This window comes from Candidatus Pantoea floridensis (assembly GCF_900215435.1).
Lineage (GTDB): Bacteria > Pseudomonadota > Gammaproteobacteria > Enterobacterales > Enterobacteriaceae > Pantoea > Pantoea floridensis.
The window spans coordinates 418,962-442,315 of record NZ_OCMY01000002.1 but is presented as its reverse complement, the minus strand read 5'-3'; the positions used below and the strand labels follow the sequence as shown (position 1 = coordinate 442,315).

The window sequence follows — 23,354 nt, the reverse complement described above, 5'->3', positions numbered from 1 at the left end:
GCAACCTTGCCCCAACTCGAATGATTGAAGGTATACGTTTTCGATGTCAGAGTAGAATTCAAATACGGCACAGCGCACAACGCCGTATTTGTTTCTATTTGCCTGGTGTGGCGCTGGAGCGAATATTGCTCCGTAAAATAAAAGAATTAAAAGATCGGGTTAGAACCCAAGCGATTTCGCATTCTCTGGTGTCACTTCAAGAATTTTATTAAAGCGGATCACTTTCTTATCCATATCTACATCGGCTTTACCCAGTCCCTCGATGCTCAGGTCTTTGATGACTTCTTTACCCTGCAGCAACTGATCGGCAATCGTGACTAAGGCGAAACCGGCATCTTTCGGATCCCATAGCAGCGCTTTCTTAATATCACCGCGCATCAGGTAGGGCGCAGCCTGGCCGGGCATGGCGATGCCAACCACCGCGATTTTATTTTTCGCACGCTTCTGCTGGACAGCTTGACCGGCACCGATCGGGCCGAGCGAACCGAAACCGATTATTCCTTTCAAATCAGGATAGGTTTTCATTAAATCCAGCGTGGTGGAATAGGACTTATCAATGTTTTCTGCTACCGGCAGGCGTGAAGTCACTTCATGCATATCCGGGTATTTTTCTTTCTGATATTTAATTGCGGCATCTGCCCAGGCATTATGCAGTGGCACGGTCAGCGAGCCAACGTAAATGGCGTAACCCCCTTTGCCGCCCATATCTTTTGCCAACTCGTCCATGTTGGCTTGAGCATATTTCTGGCTGTCAATGGTTTCGACATCCCATTGCCCAATTTGCTGATCCGGTGATTCATGCGTTAATACGACGATGCCTTGGTCGCGGGCTTTTTTAAGCACCGGTTCCAGTACCTTGGCATCGTTTGGCACCACGATGATTGCGTTAACTTTTTTGGCAATCAAATCTTCAATCACCTTGACCTGCTGGGCTGGGTCCGGAGTGGCGGCACCGACCTGATAAGCGTTGACATCCAGTTTCTGCGCGGCTTCTTTGACGCCAACTTCCATGCGGGTGAACCAGGGAATACCGGTGACTTTAGCGACGACGGCGATATCGTAAGGCTTGGCGGCGAATGACGGTGTTGTAAATAACATGCATGCTGAAACCACACATGCACTGACCAATGCGAGGTTAAATTTCATTATGGTACCTTTCTTATGATGTTCAGTTAGGGGGAACAGACGATAGTTATTAAATCCGCGATCAGAGATTAACTGAAGGGGATACCGCTTTTCGCGCAAATGTGAACAAAATGTGATCAGCACCCGAATGTGTTAAATTCTATGATTTAATGTGTTAATTTAATGTTAATAACGCGATTATTAAGGCATGAGAGTGATGTAATAATCGAATTTACAATGCTTTTGTTAACCAAGTGGCATCAATTAATAAACAATATTGTTACATATGCAGGCTGGCCAGGCGTCCCTTTGCGGGAAGATTAAGGCCGCGGATTTTAATTGCACAAACTGTGAACAGGGTCACGTGAGCAGGTAACCAGGCTGTATTACTGGTGGTGGATTAAATCTAAAAGTAGAAATTAGATTTCCAGTGCAGCAAGGATCGTCGCTTCCATTTTCTCGGGGGGAGTAAATGGCGCAAAACGTTTAAGCGGCTTGCCGTCGCGTCCAATCAGGAATTTAGTGAAGTTCCACATGATTCGCCCACCCAGCACACCGGGCAGTTGGTTTTTCAGATAACGAAATACCGGATGCGTGGCGGTTCCGTTAACTTCCACTTTCTCAAATATCGGGAAGCTCACACCGTAGTTGATGCGACACGTTTGCGCTATTTCGTCGGGGCCTCCGGGCTCCTGCTTACCAAATTGGTTGCAGGGGAAACCAAGCACCACCAGACCCTCGACGGCGTACTTCTTGTACAGCGCTTCAAGGCCAGTGTATTGCGGTGTGAAGCCACAATGGCTGGCGGTGTTCACCACCAGAACCAACTTACCGGCGTAGTCGGCCATGGAAACATGTTTGCCATCCAGACGAACGGCGGAAAGCTGATGAAAGGTTGTCATAGTCGAATCCCAAAGCAGAACTAATTTAATGTCGACCTTTATCGCTTAATGCCGTTCACTTAAGCAGAAAAATGCCTCTTTATACCAGTGCGCATGAATGTGCACTCTACGAAAAAACCGCTATGACATGTGAAATGTTTCCGCTTATCAGCGTTCGCTGTGTTAAAAATTAACATTTTGCCGATTATATGGCATCCAAATCACATTTATTAACATGCGCCGGCCGTCACTTTTCGCGTCAGTGTTAAAGTCACGAGCTGGCGTCAGCGACATGAGCATGCCGCCAGAACAACGACCGCGCACGAAGTCGGCGCCGGCATAACCTTCCCTTCAGACATTGACTATCAGGGCTAAGACTATGGGCAAAAATCTGGCTTCGCATGCGTCCGAAGAGCGTAACGCCTATCGGATAGCCCCAGGAATACGCTTTGATTTGGTGACGTTAAGAGTGTTTGTTGCCACGGCGGAGCTTGGCGGCATCACACACGCCGCCGCACAATTGCACCTGGTGCCTGCCGCCGCCTCGCGACGCATTCGCGAGCTGGAAGAGCAACTCGGCATGCCGCTGTTTGTCCGCTTGCCGCATGGCATGGCGTTGAACGATGCGGGCCGCGCGATTTTAGCGCATGCACGCTCTATTTTGCATGCCGCCGAACGGATGCAGGATGACATGCAAGCCTTTCTGCAAGGCAATCGCGGTGTGGTACGCATTGCTGCCTGCACCTCGGCAGTATTGCAATTTCTCACCGACGATCTGCGCAGAAGCCATCAGCTCTATCCCAATATTCATATTGATCTGCATGAGATGAATAGTGAAAGCGTGATTCAGGCAGTGCAGCGGGGCGTGGCGGATATTGGCATCTATGAGCAGTCCGTCAGCCATGCTTCGCTGCCGCTGATTCCGTATCGCCACGATCGTCTTTGCGTCGTCACGCCAATTGACCATCCGCTGGCCGAGTGGGTTGCCAGCAAACAGTTGTTAACGGCGAACGAACTGTTGCAGCACGATCTGATTGGGCTGACCGAAGGCGCTTCCATCTCGATTATGCTCACCCAATTGGCGCGCCGGCTGGATAAGCCGCTGAAGATGCGCATTCGCGTTGGCAGCTTCGATAGCATGGCAGCGATGATTTCCTGCGGGATTGGCATTGGACTCATGCCTGAAAGCGTGGCTCGTCAAATTATCTCCACTTCTGAATTTGCACATTTATCGCTGCACGATCCACTGGCTGAGCGTCAGTTTGTGTTGTGCCATCAGGCGCATGAAGCTCAGTCAATGGCGACGGAGAGTATTCTTACGCTACTGAGTCACGTCAGCGAAGCCACGCATTGACATATTGTTAACGCTGTATATCCAAATTGTTAATAGCTTCCGCGTAATTGATTGCAGCATAGTTGACAGGGCGACATACCCTACAACGACTGCCCCAATTACATAAAAGCAGGAGGCAATTTTGAAAACTCAGTCCCACATCAGCAGAAATATGCTGATTATCTTCTGTGCCATGTCATTTATCCTTTATCTGGATCGCGTTAACCTGGCCGCCGCTGCAGGACCGCTAAAAGCGGAACTGGGGCTAACCAATACTGAACTCGGTATCGCTTTTTCAGCATTTGGCTACACCTACGCTATTTTTCAACTGGTCGGTGGCTGGGTGGCGGATCGCTTCGGCGCACGTCGCACCATTATCGTCTGCGGTATCATCTGGGCCGTAGCGACCGTATGCACCGGCCTGATCGGTGGGCTGGTTTCATTGTGCTTAGCACGCCTTTTGCTGGGTATTGGCGAGGGTGCTGCGCTTCCGGCGCAGGCAAGAGCGATTACCAACTGGGTACCAAAACCTAAACGAGGTATGGCTCAAGGGCTGACTCACTCGTTCTCGCGCCTTGGTAACGCTGTAGCGCCTCCGCTGGTGGCCATTTTGATTGCATGGCATTCATGGCGCGCGGCTTTCATCGCGGTGGGCATTCTGTCAGCGTTGTGGCTGGTGGTGTGGCTGGTCTACTTCAAAGAGACACCCGAAGAGCACCCCGGTGTTTCAGACGCGGAATTAGCCTTGCTGCCGCGTCGGGAAAACGTTCAGGAGGGAGGCGACTCGCTGCCACACTCATGGTGGACCATCCTGCGTCGCATGCGCGCGACGATCGCGGTTTACTTCTGCATGGTTTGGTCTAATACGCTGTTTTTCAGCTGGATGCCGATCTTCTTTATGCAGTCGTTAAATCTCGATATCAAAAGCTCAGCGCTCTATTCATCCGGGGTGTTCTTTGCCGGTGTGCTGGGCGATTTAACCGGCGGCGTGATCAGCGACTTCATCTTAAAGCGCACCGGTCGTCTGGCGCTGGCCCGTCAGGGCGTGATCACCATCAGCTTACTGGGCGGGCTCATTTTCTTTATCCCGGTGCTGATCAGTCATAACGTCATCACTATCGCACTGTGCCTGAGTGCTGCATTTTTCTTCCTGGAGTTAACCATTGGGCCGATATGGGCTGTTCCGATGGACGTTGCGCCAAAAACGGCAGGAACTGCCAGTGGCATGCTCAACTTCGGTGCCGCAATGGCGACCATTATTTCCCCGATTATTTTCGGTCTGATGATCGATATGACCGGAAGCTGGACGCTGCCTTTTGCGGGTGCGATTGGCTTCCTGATCCTTGGCATTATTTTTACCCAATGGATCCGTCCGGACATCTCGGTTGAGGACATCTCACAACATAAACCCGCAGAGACACAATCGCTGCTGGGCTAACTTTTAGCGCTTATCCCGTCATTCCCTATGCCACTTTCTTCGGCAGAGGCTTGCCTCTGCCCGTTATAAAATTGAGGAGCAATTCGCCATGACAAATGAAACTTTGCGTCAAACCTTCGCCGAAACCGATAAACCCCATATTGTGCTCGCTGTAGGCGATGCCGCGGGCATTGGTCCCGAGGTTATTGTCACACTGCTAGCGGATCCGCAAACGGCACGCAAAGCGAATGTAACGTTGATCGCGAATATGCCCGCGCTTGAAGCGGCGGCTCGCAGTAAAGGCGTTGCATTACCCACCGCCACTGATTGGCTATCAATTCCGCAGTGGCCAGGCTTACACCGCCACATTGCGCCGGCGCAAGTGAGTGAAGATAACGGCGTATTTATCCTCGAATCGCTGAAAATAGGCGTTGAGATGGTTGCATCTGGGCAGGCCGATGCGCTGTGCTTTGGTCCTCTGAACAAAGGCGCCATGCGCCTGGGCGGAATGCAGCAAGAGGATGAAATGCGTTGGCTGGCAAATGAGCTCAATTACCAAGGCGTTTGCGGTGAATTCAACGTTCTGGATAAGCTCTGGACCGCGCGCGTCACCTCACACATCCCGTTGTCGGCGGTTTCGAGCCAGCTAACTGCAGAAAAAGTTGCCAGAGCAATTGGCATGCTGACGCAGGCGCTAAAAGACGCCGGTGTCGCGCAGCCAAAAATCGGGGTCTGTGGCTTAAATCCCCATAATGGTGATAACGGCAATTACGGTGATGAAGAGGGCAGAATCATCACGCCAGGCATTGAACTGGCTGCAACTCAGGGCTATCCCGCCGAAGGTCCATTCCCGGCAGACACGATTTTCCTGCGCGCCAGAGACGGTCAGTTTGATGGAATTGTTTCGATGTATCACGACCAGGGACAAATCGCCACCAAGATGATGGGCTTTGATATTGGCGTTACCGTACAGGGCGGGTTGCCGATTCCAGTGACCACGCCAGCACACGGCACAGCCTATGAAATTGTCGGCAAAGGCGTGGCAAAAACCACGGCGATGGCCAATGCCTTTGACCTCGCGTGCCGCATGGGAATCAGTCATCGGCAGAAGCGCGCCTGATTTTACTGACCAGCCAGGTGCGCACTCTTGCACACCTGGCATCATGACGATTAATGGAACAGGCTAAAGAACTTCCAGAGCAAGAACGAAAGAACATGCGATCCCTGATCCAGCGACGAAATCTCGCTGGCGCCGGGTGGAATATTAAAGCCGATGTTATGTGCTACCTGAGTAATTAACGGTGCCATGGCTGTACCAATCCAAAGAATGCAGCAGACCACCACAATGGATGAGAGCAGCGAGCGGAACAAATTGCCGGCACAGGGAATAATTACCCAGGTGAGGAAGATCGGGATAACGGGTAAATCAGCGAAGGGCAGAATCTTATTGCCGGGCAGTATTGCAGCAATAAACAGCGTTAACGGCACCATTAAAATACCCACGGAAAGTATTTTGGGATGGCCCAGCGCAATTGCGCCGTCGAGTCCAATATAGACTTTTCTTCCCGGGAACTTCTTCGACATATAGCTCTGAGCACCAATCGAAATAGCCGATAAACCTTCCATGAGTTTTCGCGTCATCATCGGCAAAAGAATCATCACGGCTGCCAGCTGAGTCATCAGAATTAAGGTGCCTTTGATGTCATAGCCGGCTAATAAGCCAATGCCTAATCCGATCAGTAAGCCAAGAATTCCGGGGTCGCCAATGATTTTATAGAGCACACCAATCCTATTATCATTCGTGCTCTGGGATGTGTCATCCGGCTGATGCGCGTGAAAGACGGTTTCCATAATCTGGTCGTAAATTTCGTTGCCTGCAGCGCCGGCGAGAATTTTCACGCCCAAAAACGACGGACAATCCAGATGCGTTCCCGGCGGTAAAGCGGCTGAGTGGATCACAAAGTCGGGCTTAACTGATTGAGCGTACTGTTCGACTTCCGCCAGCTTGCATTGCGAAATCTCAAGCTGAATATTCAGGTCATCAAAGTGCTTCTGTACCTTTTTAATGATCATTGAAGATGTGGCGACCCCGGAAGGGCAGCATACCAAACATTTAGCTGTCGTTTGATGCAGAGCCACGTCAGCAGAATCGCTGCTCCGTTCGCCAATTTTATTAATGCCCGGAATGATGCTCCACAGCTTATTCAAACCGTAACCCACAGGCAGCCAGTTGATGGTTTCCAGATGGGCGAAAGTGACGCCTGGCATCTGGAAATACTTCTCGACAATCGGTGCACCCCAGTCCGCTAATTTCAGCACGACGATAATACTGATGGCTATAGCCAATATGCTTAAGAAGATTGAACCGGTTGAGTAATACACCAGCGCGCCGGTGAAGATGAAGTGCCAGTAATTCCACAAATCAACGTTCAGCACGTTGGTCCAGTTACGCCAAAGCATGATGCCATTAATCAAAAAGTGCAGTACAAATACCCAAAGTACCAGCGGTGTGGCATAAGATATCGCCGCGCCGACCGACCATCCGGTATCCAACACGGTTAAATGGATATCAAAACGTTCGGTCATCAATTTGGTCGCCGCACCCAGATTGGTCACCATAAAACCAATCATCAGATTGATACCAATAAAACCCACTGAGATGGCAATGGCGCTTTTGATGGCGTCCAGCAATTTTACCCGAAAAAATAATGCCACAAACAAGATTAATATCGGCACAACGATGGTTGCGCCATAAGAGAGAAAGTTATCAATGTAACGCATTATAAGAGCAACCATATTGCAACCTCTATTATTATAAAGCGTGAAGGTTAATCGTGCAGGTGCGCATAACTACGCACCCTAAGATATGCCTGGCTTATTGTTAAGCCGCCAATTATGACGACCGAAGACCCTGGTGTTGACGATTCAATCTTCTAATGAAGAAATAAAGGTGCTCAGTGCGCTAAGTGCCGCCTCTTCATCAGGGCCTTCAGCGCTAATAGATATTTTATCCTGATAAGAAATCCCTACCTGCAGGAGTTTCATTAAGCTTTTTCCATTGGCAATTTTATCGCCTTTTTTTACCAGGATTTCTGACTGGAAACGTTTTGCTTCTTTGACAAAACTCGCGCCGGGTCGGGTATGCAGTCCTGTCGGGTTCGTGATCACGATTTCAATTGATTTCATCGCTCTCTCCTTTAGCCACGTTATTATCAGGAAAGTAGGTCACGTACCTGTTCCCCATCTGTAGCATGCTTCAATTGCTCAATAAGGTGGTCATCATCCAGCAGCGTCATAATTTCCATGAGGATGCCTTCATTGAGTTCTTCGTTATTTTTAGCTGCCATGGTGAAAAGAATGCTGACCGGGTCATGATCCTCATGACCAAAGACAACCGGTTCTTTGAGAATAACCAGGCTACAGCCGGTTTTGATCGCACCTGCCTCAGGTCTGGCGTGTGGCATAGCAATACCGGGTAGAATTACAAAGTAAGGGCCATGCTCTGCCACGCTATTTAAAATGCCCTGATAATAATCTGCGGTGATGTAACCTTGCTCTTCGAGTAATGCGCAACCGGCCTGAACTGCGTCTTGCCAATCAGTAGCGACATGTTGTGTAACGAATAAATTATCCGCGACAATTTTAGCAGCTAATTTCATCATTCATCCTAATATTAAGTTGGATTGAAAAAGAGTTAATGCGTATCGCTTAATCCATAGCCGTGGAATTTGATCAACACCTCGTCAATCTGTGCATCGGACAATATTGGCGCGGGATCCATAATGGGTAAAATAGTCAAATACAGTTTTGCCAATACTTCGACTTCCTGTGCCAGCCACAGCGCTTTTTCCAGCGTCTTCGCCGTGGTGATCATACCGTGATGCTGTAATAGCGTGGCTTTATAACCCTGTAAGGCGTTAACCGCATATTCCGATAATTGCTGGGTACCATAGGTGGCATAAGGCGCACAGGGAATGACATTGCCGCCGGCGGCGGCCACCATGTAGTGAATGGCGGGGATTTCTTTATTCATCACGGCAACCGCCGTGGCAGAAATGGCGTGGTTATGCAGCACGACATTTTCTTCCGGTTTTGACTTGAGGATATCCAGGTGAAATCGCCACTCGGAAGAGGGATTTTTACCCGGTTCTGCCGCGCCGTTCATATCGACATAAACGATATCGTCCGGGCGCAGATCTTCATATGGCACGCTGGTCGGGGTAATCAGCATACCATTTTCAAAACGCACGCTGATATTCCCAGAGGTTCCCTGATTCAGGCCCATAGCACTCATCTTTAGACAGGTATTAATAATGTCCTGACTTATCTGTGCTCTGCTCATTTTCTTCTCCTTAGGTAAATTTCCTCATTTTTATAAATGTCAGCATTGAGCACCAACACAGGATTGAAATCAGCTTGTGATGGCAATCATATATTCGGCGTACAATGCGCGAATTTTTCTGGGCGCGCTCACATTTCTCTTTGCCCTTTTGATAAATTTCTTAATCAAACGGGCATTTATGAAGGTAGAAGTACTGCATATAAAAAGTAAAATAATGGGGAGGGGATTAGGTGGGCGTTAGCGTTATACCGGGGTTAACTGTAAAAAACGGATGTGACCTGGCTGAGGTTGAAGAGATTCAACTCACCACGCGAACCTATTTTGCTCTTATCGATGAGCAAAATCTTATTGCTAGCCAGGTTGAAAGCGAATTTTTTAAACTTAGCGTTGCCATTATTGGTATCCCAGATGTTTCCCATCTTATCAATGCTGTCGCAGGAAAAAATAAACAGATCGATTTTCTTCGATTTAATCGCGGGCAGGGCATCGCTGCTCATAAAAAAGCTCGAATACTTCCTGATCAACGTTCCGCCCGTGGAAATAATGGTAATATGGTCTTTCTTTTCGAGTTCGCAACAAATTCTAAAACTATTTGTAATGACGGTAAGCGGAATATTGGGGAGCTGCTTAGATAAATACCAACAGGTGCTGCTGGCATCCAGTGCAATACACATGTTGGGCTTAATTTGCGACAGCACTTGTGAAACCACGTCTTTCTTATTTCGGGCGTGACGGCGGAAACGATCAACGAAGGAGAGTCCGTTATCACTGTTATCATCCGCTAAGGCTTTAATCTTGCCATGCTGACGAATGATTTTGCCCTGCTGGTGCAGTTCACGAATATCGCGTCGTACCGTTTCGATGCTAACGTCTAGCATCGCGGCTAAGTCGCTGGTGGCCAATGAGTGCTGGCCAGCGATAATATCCAGAATTGCGCACTGCCGCTGCTGTTTCATCACCGTCTGTACCTAAAAAAACAGAGACAGAACTATACCTGAAGTTGGGCGGCTATATACATGCTAATGCTGGGATATCAATCACCTTCATTCCATCACCCAGTGCCCGGCACTGACTTCACGATAGCGACGCGTTTCAGGAATAAATCCCACTGCCCGCACTGGGCTTTTTAACTCACCGATCTCCACCTGCCGCTTCAAATGACGCCGCGTCGGATCGGGGATCGGCACTGAAGACAGCAGCTTGCGCGTGTACTCATGCTGAGGGTTTTCGAAGATAGCTGCCCGCGGGCCTATTTCGACGATTTCCCCTAATAACATCACCGCCACCCGATGGCTAATACGTTCGACTACTGCCATATCATGGGAAATAAACAGGTACGACAAGCCCAGACTTTGCTGCAGATCCAGCAGCAGATTGATGATTTGCGCTTTTACGGTGACATCCAGCGCGGACACGGATTCATCCGCAATAATCATTTTGGGGTCGAGCATCAACGCGCGCGCGATGCAGATGCGCTGACGCTGGCCGCCGGAAAATTCGTGCGGATAGCGCGTTAACATGCTGGCAGATAAGCCGACTCGCTCCATCAGCGATGCAGCTTTCTCGCGCGCTTCGGTTTTAGACCCGAGCCGATGCTGTAAAAACGGTTCGGTTAGCGCTTCCTGCACCGACATACGCGGATTGAGGCTGGCGAACGGATCCTGAAAAATCATCTGCATGACGCGACGCAAATTACGCAACTCATTGGCAGAAAGATTCAGCACATCGTACCCATCAAAGGCAATTTCACCGGCCGTGGGCGTGACCAGGCGTGTCAGCGAACGTCCGGTGGTTGATTTTCCGCAGCCAGACTCACCCACCAGCGATAAGGTTTCACCCGGCATCAAATCAAACGAGATATTTTCCACCGCGTGAACCGCCCCGGTTTTGCGGCTAAACACGCCTTCATGGATAGTAAAGCGCGTGCTGAGCTGCTTCACCGACAGCAGCGGCTTAACCGGCGCAGACCTGGTTACCGATTCATCGGGTTCCTTTTCGGAGTTTAAGGCGAACTTGCGCGGCCCACGACTGCCGCGCATCGCACCAAGCTGCGGCACGGTGGCAATGAGCGTGCGCGTATAATCGGCGGCAGGCGCGGCGAAAATCGCTGTGGTCGTGCCGGTTTCTACAACGTCACCTTGATACATGACTAACGTGCGATCGGCGACTTCCGCCACCACGCCCATATCATGGGTGATGAACAAAACTGCGGTGCCTTCCTCTTCCTGCAATGTCTTAATCAGATCAAGAATTTGCCCCTGAATCGTCACATCTAGCGCCGTGGTGGGTTCGTCGGCAATCAACAGTTTGGGCCGCAGTGCCAGAGCCATGGCGATCATCACACGTTGACGCATTCCACCGGAAAAATGGTGGGGATAATCATTGAAGCGTTTACTGGCATTGGGTATACGTACTTTTTCCAATAGCCGTATTGTCTCCTCACGTGCGGCACGTTTACTGATTTTGCGATGATTGATCAGCGCCTCTGCAATTTGATCGCCAATGGTAAAGGAGGGATTGAGGCTGGTCATCGGCTCCTGAAAAATCATTGCCACCGCATTGCCGCGAATATCGCGCATGGCGGATTCGCTTAATTTCAGCAGATCGATGCCGTTTAACATCACTTTGCCGCTGACTCGCGCGTGCCGCAGGTTGAGCAAACGCATAATCGCCATTGAGGTGACGCTTTTGCCCGAGCCTGATTCTCCAACAATCGCGAGCGTCTCACCTGCATGGACGGTTAACGACAGGTTTTTGACAACCTCGCGCCACCCATCGTCGCGATGAAAAGCCACCGTCAGATTTTCAATCCGCAGAACCGGTTCAACCACGGTTATTGGCTCGCTCATTTTGCCGCCAAAAAGCGCGCTGACAGGCGGCTTACCGGCAGGAAAGAAAAGTCGGTATCAAAGGGGTAAGCAGGCTGCAATTTGCGCTTGCGAGCTAAACGTTCCACATATTGATCGACCACGCCTTCCGACAGCGCCATCAGGTTGGGATTGGCCAGCGGCGCGAGTTCCGGCGACAGATAACCTGATTTCACCACGACGATTTTGGCTGCTGCCGGATCGAGGCCAAGCAGAGCAAAATCCGCCAGATTGTGATACGGACGACGCCGATCGGTCACGACCAGCGTAATACCGCCGGTTTGCAGCAATGCTTGTTTTGCCAGGGAGCGGGCGTCGTCGCTGAGATGCTTCACCACAAATTCGGCCTGCACTTTACCTCCCGCCGGATCGAGTGAGGCGCCCACGGTGAGATGCAGCGTAGCGCCCTCGCCAGCGGCAAATGCGGCTTCGGTAGCCGGTTTATCCGTAATACCGGCCACGATGACATCCTGCGCATTTTGACGAATCAGTTCGGCTAACACATCCGCACGATCCCCTACGCCGCCGCCGGTGGGGTTATCCCCAGAATCGGCCAAAATCACCGGCGCGGTTTCGCTGGCGATAGCCATGGAGACACATTCTGTAATGCTGCCGGTGGCGCAGCCAAAGCGAAATTCATCGCGCGCCTGCCAGTAGGCCAGTGCCAGGTTTGCAGCCTGCTCAGCCAGCACATCTGCATGGGTGCCCGTCATGATCGCCGCAGCCGTCGCGCGCGGTTCATCGGCCCACACGTAGCCGACCATCAGCGAAGCATCCCAGATGCCCTCTATCTCATTGATGGCAGGCAAGCGGGCATACAAACTTTTAGCCGGTTCATCTTCAGTGCTGGTACGTTCACCAGGCAAAACGACAGGGATCGGCGCCCATACCACGCCCGGTTTTATGCCGGTTTGCAGGCTTTTAACCAGCATCGTCACCGAGCGGCGCATGGTCTCTTCCACATCAATGTGCGGCGCGGTGCGGTAGGTTGAGAACATATCAATTGCATCAATGATGCGCTGCGTGACGTTGCCGTGTAGATCGTAACTTACCGTAATGGGGCAATCAGGCCCCACCAACTCGCGGGTGGCGCTGATCCAGTCGCCTTCGGCGTCTTCCATACCTTCAACGTAGACCGCGCCGTGCATGGCCAGGTAGACACCGTCGACCGGCAGGTAAGCTGCAAGGCGTGTCAGAAAATCCTGCTTAAAATCCTCGTAGGTCATACGTGCGACGGGGCCGCCGGCAATGGCCCGCGCGTGGAATGTGGGCAGGAACTCAGCGGGATAATCCTGCAGAAAGGCAAAGTAAGGATTGGTCGTCAGTTCATCACCACGCACGATGCGGAAGTCATCGGCGTAATTCAGCACCGGATTGTAAGTACTGCACTCAGTATGAATTCCACCAAAAGCAATGCGCATAGCAGCCTCCGCTAGTCGGGTAAGTGAATGATAAAGCGATATGCCGCCACGCTGGCTGCGGCTCTGGCCCAGCTCTGTTCGTTGATGGCAATATTGGCAATGGGTGTTTTGCCCATCATTGCGGGCAAAACATTGCTATCGATGGCCTGCATGACCACGGTTTTGAGTAGGCCATCAAAGGCATCGGGCTGATGCGCAATGACAATCAATTCGGGATCGTTCATCTGAATGATATTCGCGATCGATAAACCCAGCGCATGTCCGGCCTGGTGCAGAATGGCAATCGCAGCGCTGTTGCCTTTCACCGCCAGTGCCTCCAGCTCGCCAATCGATTCGCTCTCCAGCGCTTTATCGCGCGTGCTTTCGCGAATTGCCGTTAGCGAGGCGAGGGTATCGAGGCAACCTCGCTTGCCGCAGCGGCAGGGGCGACCGCCGGGTTCAATGGTGCAATGGGCAATCTCTCCGGCGCCACCGTGTGCACCACGGTGCAATTGCCCCTGAAAGAAGTGCGCTGAGCCGATGCCGTCGCCATGTGAAATCAGGGTGAAATTGCGCGCCTTTTTTGCCACGCCAAACATCTTCTCGCTCACCGCCAGCGCTTTGGCATCGTTCTCCAGTGAGACGTCCAGGCCGGTTTGCTGCTTCAGCATTTCAGCCAGCGGGACATTTTTCCAACCGAGCAGAGCCGATTGCACACAAACTGCCTGATGTTCATCAATAAAGCCGGAAAGCGTGACGCCAAGGCCGATGACCTGATCCAGTGAAATGGATTTCTGCGCAATCAGCGCTGGGATGGCCGCTGCTATCGCCGCCACTAACTGGGCGGGCGCGAGATGGAGCGCCATTTCGGTGGCTGCCAGCGTATGACCATGCATATCGATTAACACTAAAACTACGCGTTCGCCGAGCAGCGAAGCACCGAGAAAATAGGCGCTGTCGGCGCGCATTTTTAATAATACCGATGGACGTCCCTGGCCGTTTGATTCTGGAATACTTTCCTCCAGTAATCCGGCATTTAGCATCTCTTTAACCTGCGTTGTAATAGCGGCTTTGCTCAACTTCATCTGTTCAGCAATCAGGGTACGGCTCATTCCCTGTGAGGCAATAAGCAAACGCAGAATTTGTTGCTGATGGGCATTGAGCATTCGAGGTCTCACAGCGTTAGCATTTATGCGCTGACAATAATAAGGCCAGAAAACAAATACAACGAGATTTAGTTAAATTTCTGAATACAGATCTAATTATAAGTAAATTATATGAACTGACATCTTGGCTTTTGTTTAGAGATCGTGGCTTATATAGCGCAACGCCGTGGTAAAGATTTCGTAGGGATGCCATTCATGGCAACCAATGCATTCAGGCGCGCATAAATGCGCACCCTACAACGACATGTTCATTCACCCTTCGTTTCAATGATTCATTGAGGGCCTTCATGGAAAGCAAACATAAGCATTTCAAGGTACTGACGCTGGCCGGTTGTTTATTAGCGTCAATGGCCAGCGCCTCCGTTTTCGCCAGCCAGCTGGTGATCATGCAGAACGAACCGCCGCGTAGTATGGATCCGGGCAACCAGACCGCGACCTTTACCGGTACCGTGCTTGATCCGATGTATGAAGGCCTGACGCGCATTGGAGACGATGGAAAAATTATTCCGGCATTAGCCTTATCCTGGACGTCCGACGACAGCGGTCTTAATTGGACTTTCACCCTGCGGCCCAACGTGAAATTCCATGACGGCACGCCGTTTAATGCCGATGCGGTAGTCGAAAACTTTCAGCGCCATTTAAATACGCAACGTGGGCTGGCAGGTAGCGGAAAAATTCGCACCTTTATTCAGGATGTGAAGAAAAAAGACGATCTTACCGTTACGTTCCAGCTTAAAAAAATCAACCCGGCCTTTTTAACCGTTTTAGCCTCCGGACCAGGTTTAATGGTGAGCCCAAAAGCGGATAAAGAGGGCAGCATTAACAATAAAGCCGACGGCACTGGGCCCTATAAGCTGGTGCAATACAAATCTGGCGAATATGTACTTGAACAAAAGAACAGTGACTATTGGGGAAAATCCTCCGGGCCGGATGAAATAAAATGGACGTGGAGCAGCGAGCCTTCGGTAATGAATATGGCGCTGCAATCGGGACAGGTAGATATTATTAATCCGGTGCCGCCGCAGTTCGCTGGTATGTTAAAAAACAATGCCAACGTTAATCTGAAACGGTCGCCGGGAGCGGCTGTGTTCTGGGTCGATCTGAATACGCAGAGCAAAGCGCTCAGCGATGTTCGCGTGCGGCAGGCGCTAAACTTTGCCACCGATCAACAGGCGCTGGTAAAAGCCATCATGTTTGGCTATGCGCAACCGGCCAATTCCGCGCTGGCACCCGTCGATCCTAACTACGACAAGAATCTGCACGATTATCCTTATGATGTTCAAAAGGCCAAAGATCTGCTGAAGGCAGCGGGCTACGCCAATGGCTTCCCGATGTCGATTGCGGTGCAGGCGCCGGACGCGCGTACTGCGCAAGTACTGCAGGGTATGTGGAGCAAAATTGGCGTGAAGCTCACCGTGCGCCAGATGGAAAGCGGTGTGTGGACCAAAGCGGCCTTTGCCGATGGCAAAGAGAAGGCCGCACAGGGCACCGATGCGGTACTGGCGTCATGGTCTTCCGGTTTATACGGCTCAGACCTGCAATTGCGTCCGCTGTATCACACCAGCAGCTTTGCACCAGGTGGCGCCAACCTTGGCTTCTTCAGCGATAAGCACACCGATGAACTGATTGATACTGCCGCGTCCACGCTCGACGATACCCAACGCAAGGATCTCTACTTCCAGGCACAGAAACAGATCAGCGGATTAGCGCCGCAGGTGCTGCTGTTCTATCAGGACGATCTTTACGCCGCGCGCAAAAACATCAGCGGGGTTGTCATGCAGCCGGGTGGGCAGATTGTCGTCCGTGATGCAATGAAGCAATAAACTCATGGCTGATGTGATATGAAAGCGTACGTCGCAAAAAAGGTGCTATCGCTGCCGTTAATTATTTTCGGGGTGTCGATCATTGTATTCATTGCCATCCGCGCGCTGCCGGGCGATCCGGCACGCTTGATGGCAGGACCGGAAGCGCCACAGGAAGCCGTGGATAATATGCGCGTGCGGCTGGGACTGGATAAGCCTTTGCCGCTGCAATATGCGAAATTTGCTGCCGAAGCCATACATGGCAACCTCGGACTGTCGCTGCAGTCGCAGCGACCGGTGATGACGGAAATCAGTGAGCGGCTGCCGTATACCTTATCACTGGCGGCGCTGGCTTATCTGCTGGCCATTGCGATTGGCGTGCCGGCGGGGATGACAGGCGCAATATATCGCCAGCGCATTCCCGACCAAATCGTCATGGTGCTGACCATTGCCGGCGCGTCCATCGCCAACTTCTGGCTGGCGCTGCTGGCGATGAACTACTTCGCCGTTGAGTTAGGTTGGCTACCACTGCTGGGTGCAGATTCATGGAAAAATTACATCATGCCAACCGTTACGCTAGCGATCTTGCCGATGGCGATGATTGCCCGCATGACGCGATCCAGCATGCTGGATGTGCTGAGTCAGGACTATATTCGGACTGCCAAAGCCAAAGGTTTATCGTCTGGCAGCATCCATTGGAAGCATGCGCTGCGTAATGCGCTGATCCCGATCGTCACCATTGTCGCACTGAATTTCGGCAGTCTGATTGGCGGTGCGGTGGTGACGGAATCGGTGTTTAACTGGCCGGGGATTGGCCGCTTACTGGTGGATTCGGTGCGCTACCGTGATTATCCCGTGATTCAGGGCGTGACGCTGGTCGCCGTTACCGGCGTGGTGCTGATGAATCTGGTGGGGGAAATTCTGATTGGTCTGCTTAACCCCAAAATAAGGTTCGACTGATGAACAGCATTGAAAGCTCCGTGCTGCCGCCGCGTTCGCGCAGCCGAAACCTGCTAAGAACCCTGGTCGCTAATCCTTCCATCGCCATTGGCGGCGCACTGGTATTGCTGGTGGTATTCGCCGCCGTGCTGGCACCGCTGATCACCCATTGGGATCCGGTTGAACAGGATTTACTCAATACGCTGCAGGCACCCTCGGCCGCACATTGGTTTGGCACCGACGATTATGGCCGGGATATTTTCTCGCGGGTGATTTTTGGTGCGCGCATAACGCTGTTTGAGGTCTGCCTGAGCGGGGCGATATCAATGGCGATCGGCATTCCACTGGGCATCATTTCTGGCTTAGCCGGGCGTAAAATTGATGCCCTGATCATGTGGGTAATGGACATTATCTTTGCTTTCCCGGGAATTGTTCTGGCGATTCTGGTTGTTAGCGTGCTGGGGGAAGGGCTTACTAATATGTTGATCGCTATCTCGCTCTTCTCCATACCGGTCTATGCGCGCCTGAGCCGCAATTTAACGCTGGGATTGAAAAATATGGAGTATATCGAAGCGGCACATATGCTCGGCGTGCGCTATCCGCGCATCATCACTCACTATATTCTGCGCAATTCGATTGGCCCGCTGATCGTGCAATCAACCCTAACGGCCGGCGCGGTAGTGCTCTCTGCCGCCAGCCTCTCTTTTCTTGGCTTAGGCGTGCAGCCGCCCATGCCGGAGTGGGGCACGATGATGAGCGACGGGCGCAACTTCCTTGGCCTGAATATCTATGTGTCACTCTTCCCTGGATTGGCGATTTTGATTACCGTGCTGGGCTTCAATGTCCTTGGCGACGGCTTGCGTGATGTGATGGATAAACGTTTATGAGTAAACCTGCAGTTATTTGCCTCGATTTGGGCGGTTCATTTATCAAGTTAGGCGTGATGGATGCGCAAAATGCATTAACGATTCTCGATCAGCAGAATATCCCGGCGACCAGTTGGACGGCGTTCACCACGCTGGTCAGCCACATGATTGCCCAACATCAGGCGCATTTTACTGCTGATAGTCCGGTGGCGATTTCCACCGCCGGCATTGTGGCGCCGGACACCGGGGAGATGTTTGCCAGCAATATTCCTGCTTTTCATCAGCGCAGATTGGCCAACGAATTATCAGCGATCTTGCAGCGACGGGTGATTGTGCACAACGACGCCGATTGCTTCACGCTGGCGGAGGCGCTAACGGGAGCCGGGCAAGCACACAAGGTGGTGTTTGGTGCCATCCTCGGTTCAGGTGTTGGCGGTGGATTAGTTGCGGATGGTCGTATCATCACTGGCCAAAATGGTTTGACCGGGGAATGGGGGCATGGGCCGATCACACTCACTGAAGTGGAGCTTGATGGTGAAACGCTGCGCCTGCCGCGCCTGAGCTGCCCGTGCGGACAAAAAGGCTGTCTCGACAGTTACGGCGGCGCGCGCGGCCTGGAAAATCTGCATCAGACATTGCATAGCAGCACGGCGAGCAGCATTGATATTATCAAGCGCTGGCAGCAGCAGGACAGGCAGGCGCAGCAAACCCTGCAGGCGTGGTTACAGCTGGTTGGCCAGCCGCTGGCGTACACCATTAACATTACCGGCGCATCACGCGTGGTGGTAGGCGGCGGGCTGGCTTCTGTGGTGCCGTTAATCGAGGCGTTAGATCAGGCGGTGCAGGGTTATGTGTTGCGCAGTACGCGCCAGCGTTTAGTGGTGCCGGGAGCGTTCGCGCATCATGGCGGCATGATGGGCGCTGCGCTGTTGGCCCGACAACGTCATGGATAATGTTACCCGGTGCGCATAAATGCGCACCCTACGTCGTAGCGTCGCCAATCATGGCGACCAATGCGGCAGCGTTACCCCAGCCATTAACACATAATTGCGCTATCATATGCCGCTTACTTAACTCAGTTACGACGATGGTTGCTGTTCAATGCACCCACGATCCTGGCTGAGTTCTTCACCTGTGGTTCGGAAAACTCATGTCATCAGTACAACCTCAACTTACTCAGTTGCTGAGCGAGGCATCGCTGCCGCGCAAAAGCGTGCTGAAAGCGCTGTTCGCGCTGGGAACCGGTGGCTTTGCCATTGGTACCGGTGAATTCGTGATTATGGGCCTGCTGCCCGATGCAGCCAAAGGCCTCAACGTGTCGATCCCTTCCGCCGGGCATCTGATCAGTATTTACGCTCTCGGCGTGGTAATTGGTGCGCCGCTGCTGGCCGTTTTGGGTGCGCGAGCCTCACGTCGTAATTTTCTGATGACGTTAATGGGCCTGTTTGCCGCCGGAAATTTGCTGAGCGCGGTGGCACCTGGCTACTACTCGATGCTGTTGGCGCGTTTTCTTGCCGGTTTTCCGCATGGCACTTTCTTTGGCGTGGCCGCGCTGGTAGCGGCCGGTTTGGTCGAGCGCAGAAAGCGTGCGCAGGCGGTATCGATGGTGCTATTTGGTTTGACCATTGCTAATTTGCTGGGCGTTCCGGCGGTCACTGCCATCGGTCAATGGTTTGGCTGGCGCGATGCCTTTGCCATTGTGGGTGGTCTGGCGCTGGTCACGTTGCTTTTGGTGTGGCTGTGGGTACCCAACGTAGCGGGTGATAAAAATGCCAGCCCGCTGCGTGAGTTGTCAGCGCTAACGCGCAAGCAGGTGTTGCTCACACTGGCGATTGGTGCAGTAGGCAGCGGCGGATTGTTCTCGGTGTTTAGCTACGTCAAACCCACTATGACCGAACTGGCACAGATGCCGGTGAGCTGGATTCCTGCCGTGTTGGCGCTATTTGGTTTAGGCATGATTATCGGCAATATTGCGGGTGGTCGTCTGGCCGATCGCGGTATTGAAAAGACGATTCGTATTTTGCTGGTGTGGTCGTTTCTGGTGCTTAGCGCCTTTGTGTTTGCTGCACATTATGCCCTGGCGGGTGCAATCAACGTGATGCTGGTTGGCACCATGGTCGCGCTGGCGGCTGTACTGCAAATTCGATTGATGGATGTGGCGGGAGATGCACAAACCATGGCGGCAGCGATGAACCACTCGGCATTTAATCTGGCCAATGCGTTAGGTGCGTGGCTAGGTGGCGTCACGATCTCAGCAGGTTTAGGCTGGCAGTCAACCGGTTGGGTGGGCGCGATTCTGGCGGTGCTGGGTCTGTTGATTCATGGTGTTGCGGTATGTGATGCGCGGCGGAAATCCATCACCTTTGCCCACGATAATCATTAACATCACAGGGTCGCCATGAATGGCGACCCTACTGTTTTGTAGGGTGCGCATTCATGCGCACCTGGTCAAATTATGAAAGCTTCTGCTACAAAAACGTTACAAATATCCTATTTGTCTCCCTCCGAATGTGGGAGATATGCCAGCCCGAACGATGCGAATTACTGCTCCCACCCTGGACAATTAACCACCAGACCTGTCTTGGGTTTCTGCGTTGCGAGGCTAAAAAAATAGAGAAAAAATTAATGGTTCTATAAGGGCGAGCACGCATTATTTCTATATATACCAATACGATGCTTTTATAGTCACGCCGATTTGCTCGCACGATCACAGCGTAAGTAACACAATTTCTTAACATTAATTGCAGTGATTAAGATCGCAATAATTATTCCCATACTCTCTTTAATAGAAAGCCTTGAACCTAAGCAACCTGGCTTAACATGGAGAGGGCAGCATGCAAGAAAAAATCCCCGGAACGCGTTGGTATCGCGTTATCGCCCCCATTCTCATTACCTGCATCGTCTCATTCATGGATCGCGTCAACATCAGCTTTGCGCTGCCTGGCGGCATGGATCAAGACCTGGCGATCACCAGCCAAATGGCGGGTGTGGTAAGTGGCATTTTCTTTATCGGCTACCTGTTCCTGCAAGTGCCAGGTGGACGTATCGCCGTAAATGGCAGCGGTAAACGCTTTATTGCGTGGTCGCTGGCAGCATGGATGGTGGTGTCTATCGCCACCGGCTTTGTTACCAACCATTATCAGCTGCTGGCGCTGCGTTTCGTGCTGGGTATCTCGGAAGGTGGCATGTTACCGGTGGTGTTAACCATGGTCAGCAATTGGTTTCCAGAAAAGGAGCTGGGACGCGCTAATGCTTTTGTAATGATGTTTGCGCCGCTGGGCGGCATGTTTACCGCACCGATATCCGGCTACATCATTAACGTGCTGGACTGGCGCTGGTTGTTCATTATTGAAGGTCTGCTTTCTGCCGCTGTGCTGCTGGTGTGGTGGCTGGTAATCGCCGATCGTCCCGAAGAGGCGCGCTGGTTACCCGCACGTGAAAAGGCGTATTTGCTGCGCGAACTGGCGCGTGAAAAGGCGCAACATCGCCAAAAAGCACCGCTTAGTAAAGCCCCGTTAAAAGCGGTGTTCCGTAATTCAGGTTTGATGAAGCTCGTGGCGCTTAACTTCTTCTACCAAACTGGCGATTACGGTTACACGCTGTGGCTGCCGAGTATCCTGAAAAATCTCACCGGCACTAACATGGCGGGCGTCGGCCTGCTGGCCGCCATTCCGTTTGTGGCGACAGTGCTCGGTATCTATGCGATTTCCTGGCTGAGCGATCGCACCGGTAAGCGACGTTTGTGGGTAATGGTCTCGCTGTTCTGCTTCGCTGCTGCCTTACTGGCTTCGGTGGTGCTGCATGAGAACGTGGTTGCCGCCTATATCGCGCTGGTGGTATGCGGCTTCTTCCTGAAAGCAGCGACCAGTCCGTTCTGGTCTATTCCCGGACGTATCGCTGCGCCGGAAGTGGCGGGTAGCGCACGCGGCGTGATTAATGGACTTGGCAACCTGGGGGGATTCTGTGGGCCGTACTTAGTTGGCATCATGACGCTGCTCTATAGCCAAAACGTGGCAATCTGCTGGCTGGCGGGTTCGCTGGTGATTGCGGGGATCTTTACGCTGTTATTGCCAAAAGAGTGTGATATTAACCCTTCAGAACCGCGCAGACATATGAAGGACGATCGTTTGATGAGTGCCAAATAGTGAAGCTGGCAAGGTTGGCACTATTCTGAATATGAACAATAGAAAGTCAGAATAAATAAAAAGGGAATGCCTGATAAGGTGTTCCCTTTTTAACGTTTCAATCAATCGACAGATTGTGAATAGCCAGCACAGCACGTGCGGCTTCTTTGCCTTTCTTGATGAAATGCTCGGTGTAGAAGTTTTCGATGACGTCTACCGGTTGGAAATTATGCGGCGTCAATGAAACGGAAAACACCGGTACGTTAGTGGTGAGCTGCACATTCATCAGGCCATCAACCACCGCTGCCGCAACGAAATCATGGCGATAGATACCGCCATCCACCACCAGCGCCGCGCAGACAATCGCATCGTATTTGCCGGTTTCAGCCAGACGCTTAGCCAACAGCGGCATTTCAAATGCGCCAGGCACTTCCAGCACTTTTAATTCCGCGGCAATAGATTGATCGGCTAATTCTTTTTCGAAACCTACCAGGGCATTGTGGACAATTTCTTTGTGCCATCCGGCTTTAATAAATGCAATTTTAATAGTGTTCATGGTTATTTCGGCATCACCTGTAATTTGTTCTTGCTCATAAAATAATGTGTTTGTATACCATATGTTACGTTTGTAATCTACCGACGCAAAACCCGTCATACTTCGAGTTGCAGGAAGGCGGCAAGTGGGTTCATCCCCAGGAGCATACTGAAGTATGTGACTGGGGTGGACACGCGCAGCCAACGCACCTGCAGCTCGAAGTATGACGGGTTTAAGTATGGAGAAGACAATTTAACCACACCCTTAATGCAGTTATTCCGCGCTTGACGGCGACCATCGCCTGCAATACAAATAGACGCGTCGGGGGAGTCTCGCCACAGAGACTGAGAGGCTAATAGCGCACTGCGCGGCTTAGCGACCCTTTGAACCTGACCCAGTTGATACTGGCGTAGGAAGACTGACAGTCTGTTAGCTTGGCTGTCTGGCGCTAAGGCAAGCTCGATCGTGGCGCCATTTCCCTTCACCTGTATCTGCGGGTCTCAGTCAACACTGAGAGGCCGATGTGAATTTCCCCTTTTTGAACATCATGGAACCTG

General features: G+C 51.8%; 20 protein-coding genes and 1 riboswitch. Of the genes, 9 read left to right on the top strand and 11 right to left on the bottom strand.

What is annotated here, in order from left to right; all coding sequences use genetic code 11:
* Positions 1 to 159: 159 nt before the first annotated feature.
* A complete protein-coding gene (locus CRO19_RS22625; RefSeq protein WP_097098078.1) occupies positions 160 to 1,146 on the bottom strand; it encodes an autoinducer 2 ABC transporter substrate-binding protein in 987 nt (328 codons plus the stop codon).
* Positions 1,147 to 1,544: 398 nt separating this feature from the next.
* A complete protein-coding gene (locus CRO19_RS22620) occupies positions 1,545 to 2,027 on the bottom strand; it encodes a glutathione peroxidase (protein WP_097098077.1) in 483 nt (160 codons plus the stop codon).
* A 358-nt stretch (positions 2,028 to 2,385) separates the two neighbouring features.
* Between CRO19_RS22620 and CRO19_RS22615 the strand changes: the two genes are divergently transcribed.
* The 3 genes from CRO19_RS22615 (at position 2,386) to CRO19_RS22605 (ending at position 5,876) form a co-directional block, all read left to right on the top strand.
* The gene (locus tag CRO19_RS22615; RefSeq protein WP_097098076.1) at positions 2,386 to 3,360 is read left to right on the top strand and encodes a LysR family transcriptional regulator; all 975 of its coding nucleotides are present in this window, start codon (positions 2,386 to 2,388) and stop codon (positions 3,358 to 3,360) included.
* A 121-nt stretch (positions 3,361 to 3,481) separates the two neighbouring features.
* The gene (locus CRO19_RS22610) at positions 3,482 to 4,777 is read left to right on the top strand and encodes an MFS transporter (protein WP_320204524.1); all 1,296 of its coding nucleotides are present in this window, start codon (positions 3,482 to 3,484) and stop codon (positions 4,775 to 4,777) included.
* A gap of 88 nt (positions 4,778 to 4,865) precedes the next feature.
* Positions 4,866 to 5,876 carry a 4-hydroxythreonine-4-phosphate dehydrogenase PdxA gene (locus CRO19_RS22605; RefSeq protein WP_097098074.1) on the top strand — a complete coding sequence of 337 codons (1,011 nt, stop codon included), beginning with the start codon at positions 4,866 to 4,868 and terminating at the stop codon, positions 5,874 to 5,876.
* Between the two features lie 50 nt (positions 5,877 to 5,926).
* Here the strand turns inward: CRO19_RS22605 and CRO19_RS26175 are convergent, their stop codons facing one another.
* From CRO19_RS26175 to CRO19_RS22560, 8 genes are all read right to left on the bottom strand, one after another.
* Positions 5,927 to 7,537 carry a PTS transporter subunit IIC gene (locus tag CRO19_RS26175; protein ID WP_099686962.1) on the bottom strand — a complete coding sequence of 537 codons (1,611 nt, stop codon included), beginning with the start codon at positions 7,535 to 7,537 and terminating at the stop codon, positions 5,927 to 5,929.
* 144 nt (positions 7,538 to 7,681) lie between these two features.
* Positions 7,682 to 7,942 (bottom strand): HPr family phosphocarrier protein, encoded by a 261-nt coding sequence (locus CRO19_RS22590; protein ID WP_097098073.1) that lies wholly within the window; start codon positions 7,940 to 7,942, stop codon positions 7,682 to 7,684.
* Between the two features lie 26 nt (positions 7,943 to 7,968).
* Complete coding sequence (locus CRO19_RS22585) at positions 7,969 to 8,418, bottom strand: PTS sugar transporter subunit IIA (RefSeq protein WP_097098072.1); 450 nt, start codon at positions 8,416 to 8,418, stop codon at positions 7,969 to 7,971.
* Positions 8,419 to 8,450: 32 nt separating this feature from the next.
* Positions 8,451 to 9,098 carry an L-fuculose-phosphate aldolase gene (locus CRO19_RS22580; RefSeq protein ID WP_097098071.1) on the bottom strand — a complete coding sequence of 216 codons (648 nt, stop codon included), beginning with the start codon at positions 9,096 to 9,098 and terminating at the stop codon, positions 8,451 to 8,453.
* Between the two features lie 254 nt (positions 9,099 to 9,352).
* Positions 9,353 to 10,054, bottom strand: a complete 702-nt coding sequence (locus CRO19_RS22575) for a DeoR family transcriptional regulator (RefSeq protein WP_097098070.1) — start codon at positions 10,052 to 10,054, stop codon at positions 9,353 to 9,355.
* A gap of 87 nt (positions 10,055 to 10,141) precedes the next feature.
* Positions 10,142 to 11,947, bottom strand: coding sequence for an ABC transporter ATP-binding protein (locus CRO19_RS22570; RefSeq protein WP_097098069.1), 1,806 nt, complete (start codon positions 11,945 to 11,947; stop codon positions 10,142 to 10,144).
* Positions 11,944 to 13,386 carry a M81 family metallopeptidase gene (locus CRO19_RS22565; RefSeq protein ID WP_097098068.1) on the bottom strand — a complete coding sequence of 481 codons (1,443 nt, stop codon included), beginning with the start codon at positions 13,384 to 13,386 and terminating at the stop codon, positions 11,944 to 11,946. The genes CRO19_RS22570 and CRO19_RS22565 overlap by 4 nt, the downstream gene beginning before the upstream one ends.
* Before the next feature lie 11 nt (positions 13,387 to 13,397).
* Entirely contained in the window at positions 13,398 to 14,531 is a 1,134-nt protein-coding gene (locus tag CRO19_RS22560; RefSeq protein ID WP_097098067.1) for an ROK family transcriptional regulator, read from the bottom strand.
* Positions 14,532 to 14,818: 287 nt separating this feature from the next.
* Between CRO19_RS22560 and CRO19_RS22555 the strand changes: the two genes are divergently transcribed.
* From CRO19_RS22555 to CRO19_RS22530, 6 genes are all read left to right on the top strand, one after another.
* Positions 14,819 to 16,354, top strand: a complete 1,536-nt coding sequence (locus CRO19_RS22555) for an ABC transporter substrate-binding protein (RefSeq protein WP_097098066.1) — start codon at positions 14,819 to 14,821, stop codon at positions 16,352 to 16,354.
* A gap of 18 nt (positions 16,355 to 16,372) precedes the next feature.
* A complete protein-coding gene (locus CRO19_RS22550; RefSeq protein WP_097098065.1) occupies positions 16,373 to 17,293 on the top strand; it encodes an ABC transporter permease in 921 nt (306 codons plus the stop codon).
* Positions 17,293 to 18,159 (top strand): ABC transporter permease, encoded by an 867-nt coding sequence (locus CRO19_RS22545; protein WP_097098064.1) that lies wholly within the window; start codon positions 17,293 to 17,295, stop codon positions 18,157 to 18,159. Before CRO19_RS22550 ends, CRO19_RS22545 begins: the two co-directional genes overlap by 1 nt.
* Entirely contained in the window at positions 18,156 to 19,091 is a 936-nt protein-coding gene (locus CRO19_RS22540) for an ROK family protein (protein WP_097098063.1), read from the top strand. The genes CRO19_RS22545 and CRO19_RS22540 overlap by 4 nt, the downstream gene beginning before the upstream one ends.
* A 197-nt stretch (positions 19,092 to 19,288) precedes the next feature.
* A complete protein-coding gene (locus CRO19_RS22535; RefSeq protein WP_097098062.1) occupies positions 19,289 to 20,521 on the top strand; it encodes an MFS transporter in 1,233 nt (410 codons plus the stop codon).
* 451 nt (positions 20,522 to 20,972) lie between these two features.
* Positions 20,973 to 22,283 carry an MFS transporter gene (locus CRO19_RS22530; RefSeq protein ID WP_097098061.1) on the top strand — a complete coding sequence of 437 codons (1,311 nt, stop codon included), beginning with the start codon at positions 20,973 to 20,975 and terminating at the stop codon, positions 22,281 to 22,283.
* Positions 22,284 to 22,380: 97 nt separating this feature from the next.
* Here the strand turns inward: CRO19_RS22530 and CRO19_RS22525 are convergent, their stop codons facing one another.
* A complete protein-coding gene (locus CRO19_RS22525; RefSeq protein WP_097098343.1) occupies positions 22,381 to 22,818 on the bottom strand; it encodes a 6,7-dimethyl-8-ribityllumazine synthase in 438 nt (145 codons plus the stop codon).
* Between the two features lie 292 nt (positions 22,819 to 23,110).
* Positions 23,111 to 23,230: riboswitch (TPP riboswitch) on the top strand.
* Positions 23,231 to 23,354: the final 124 nt, after the last annotated feature.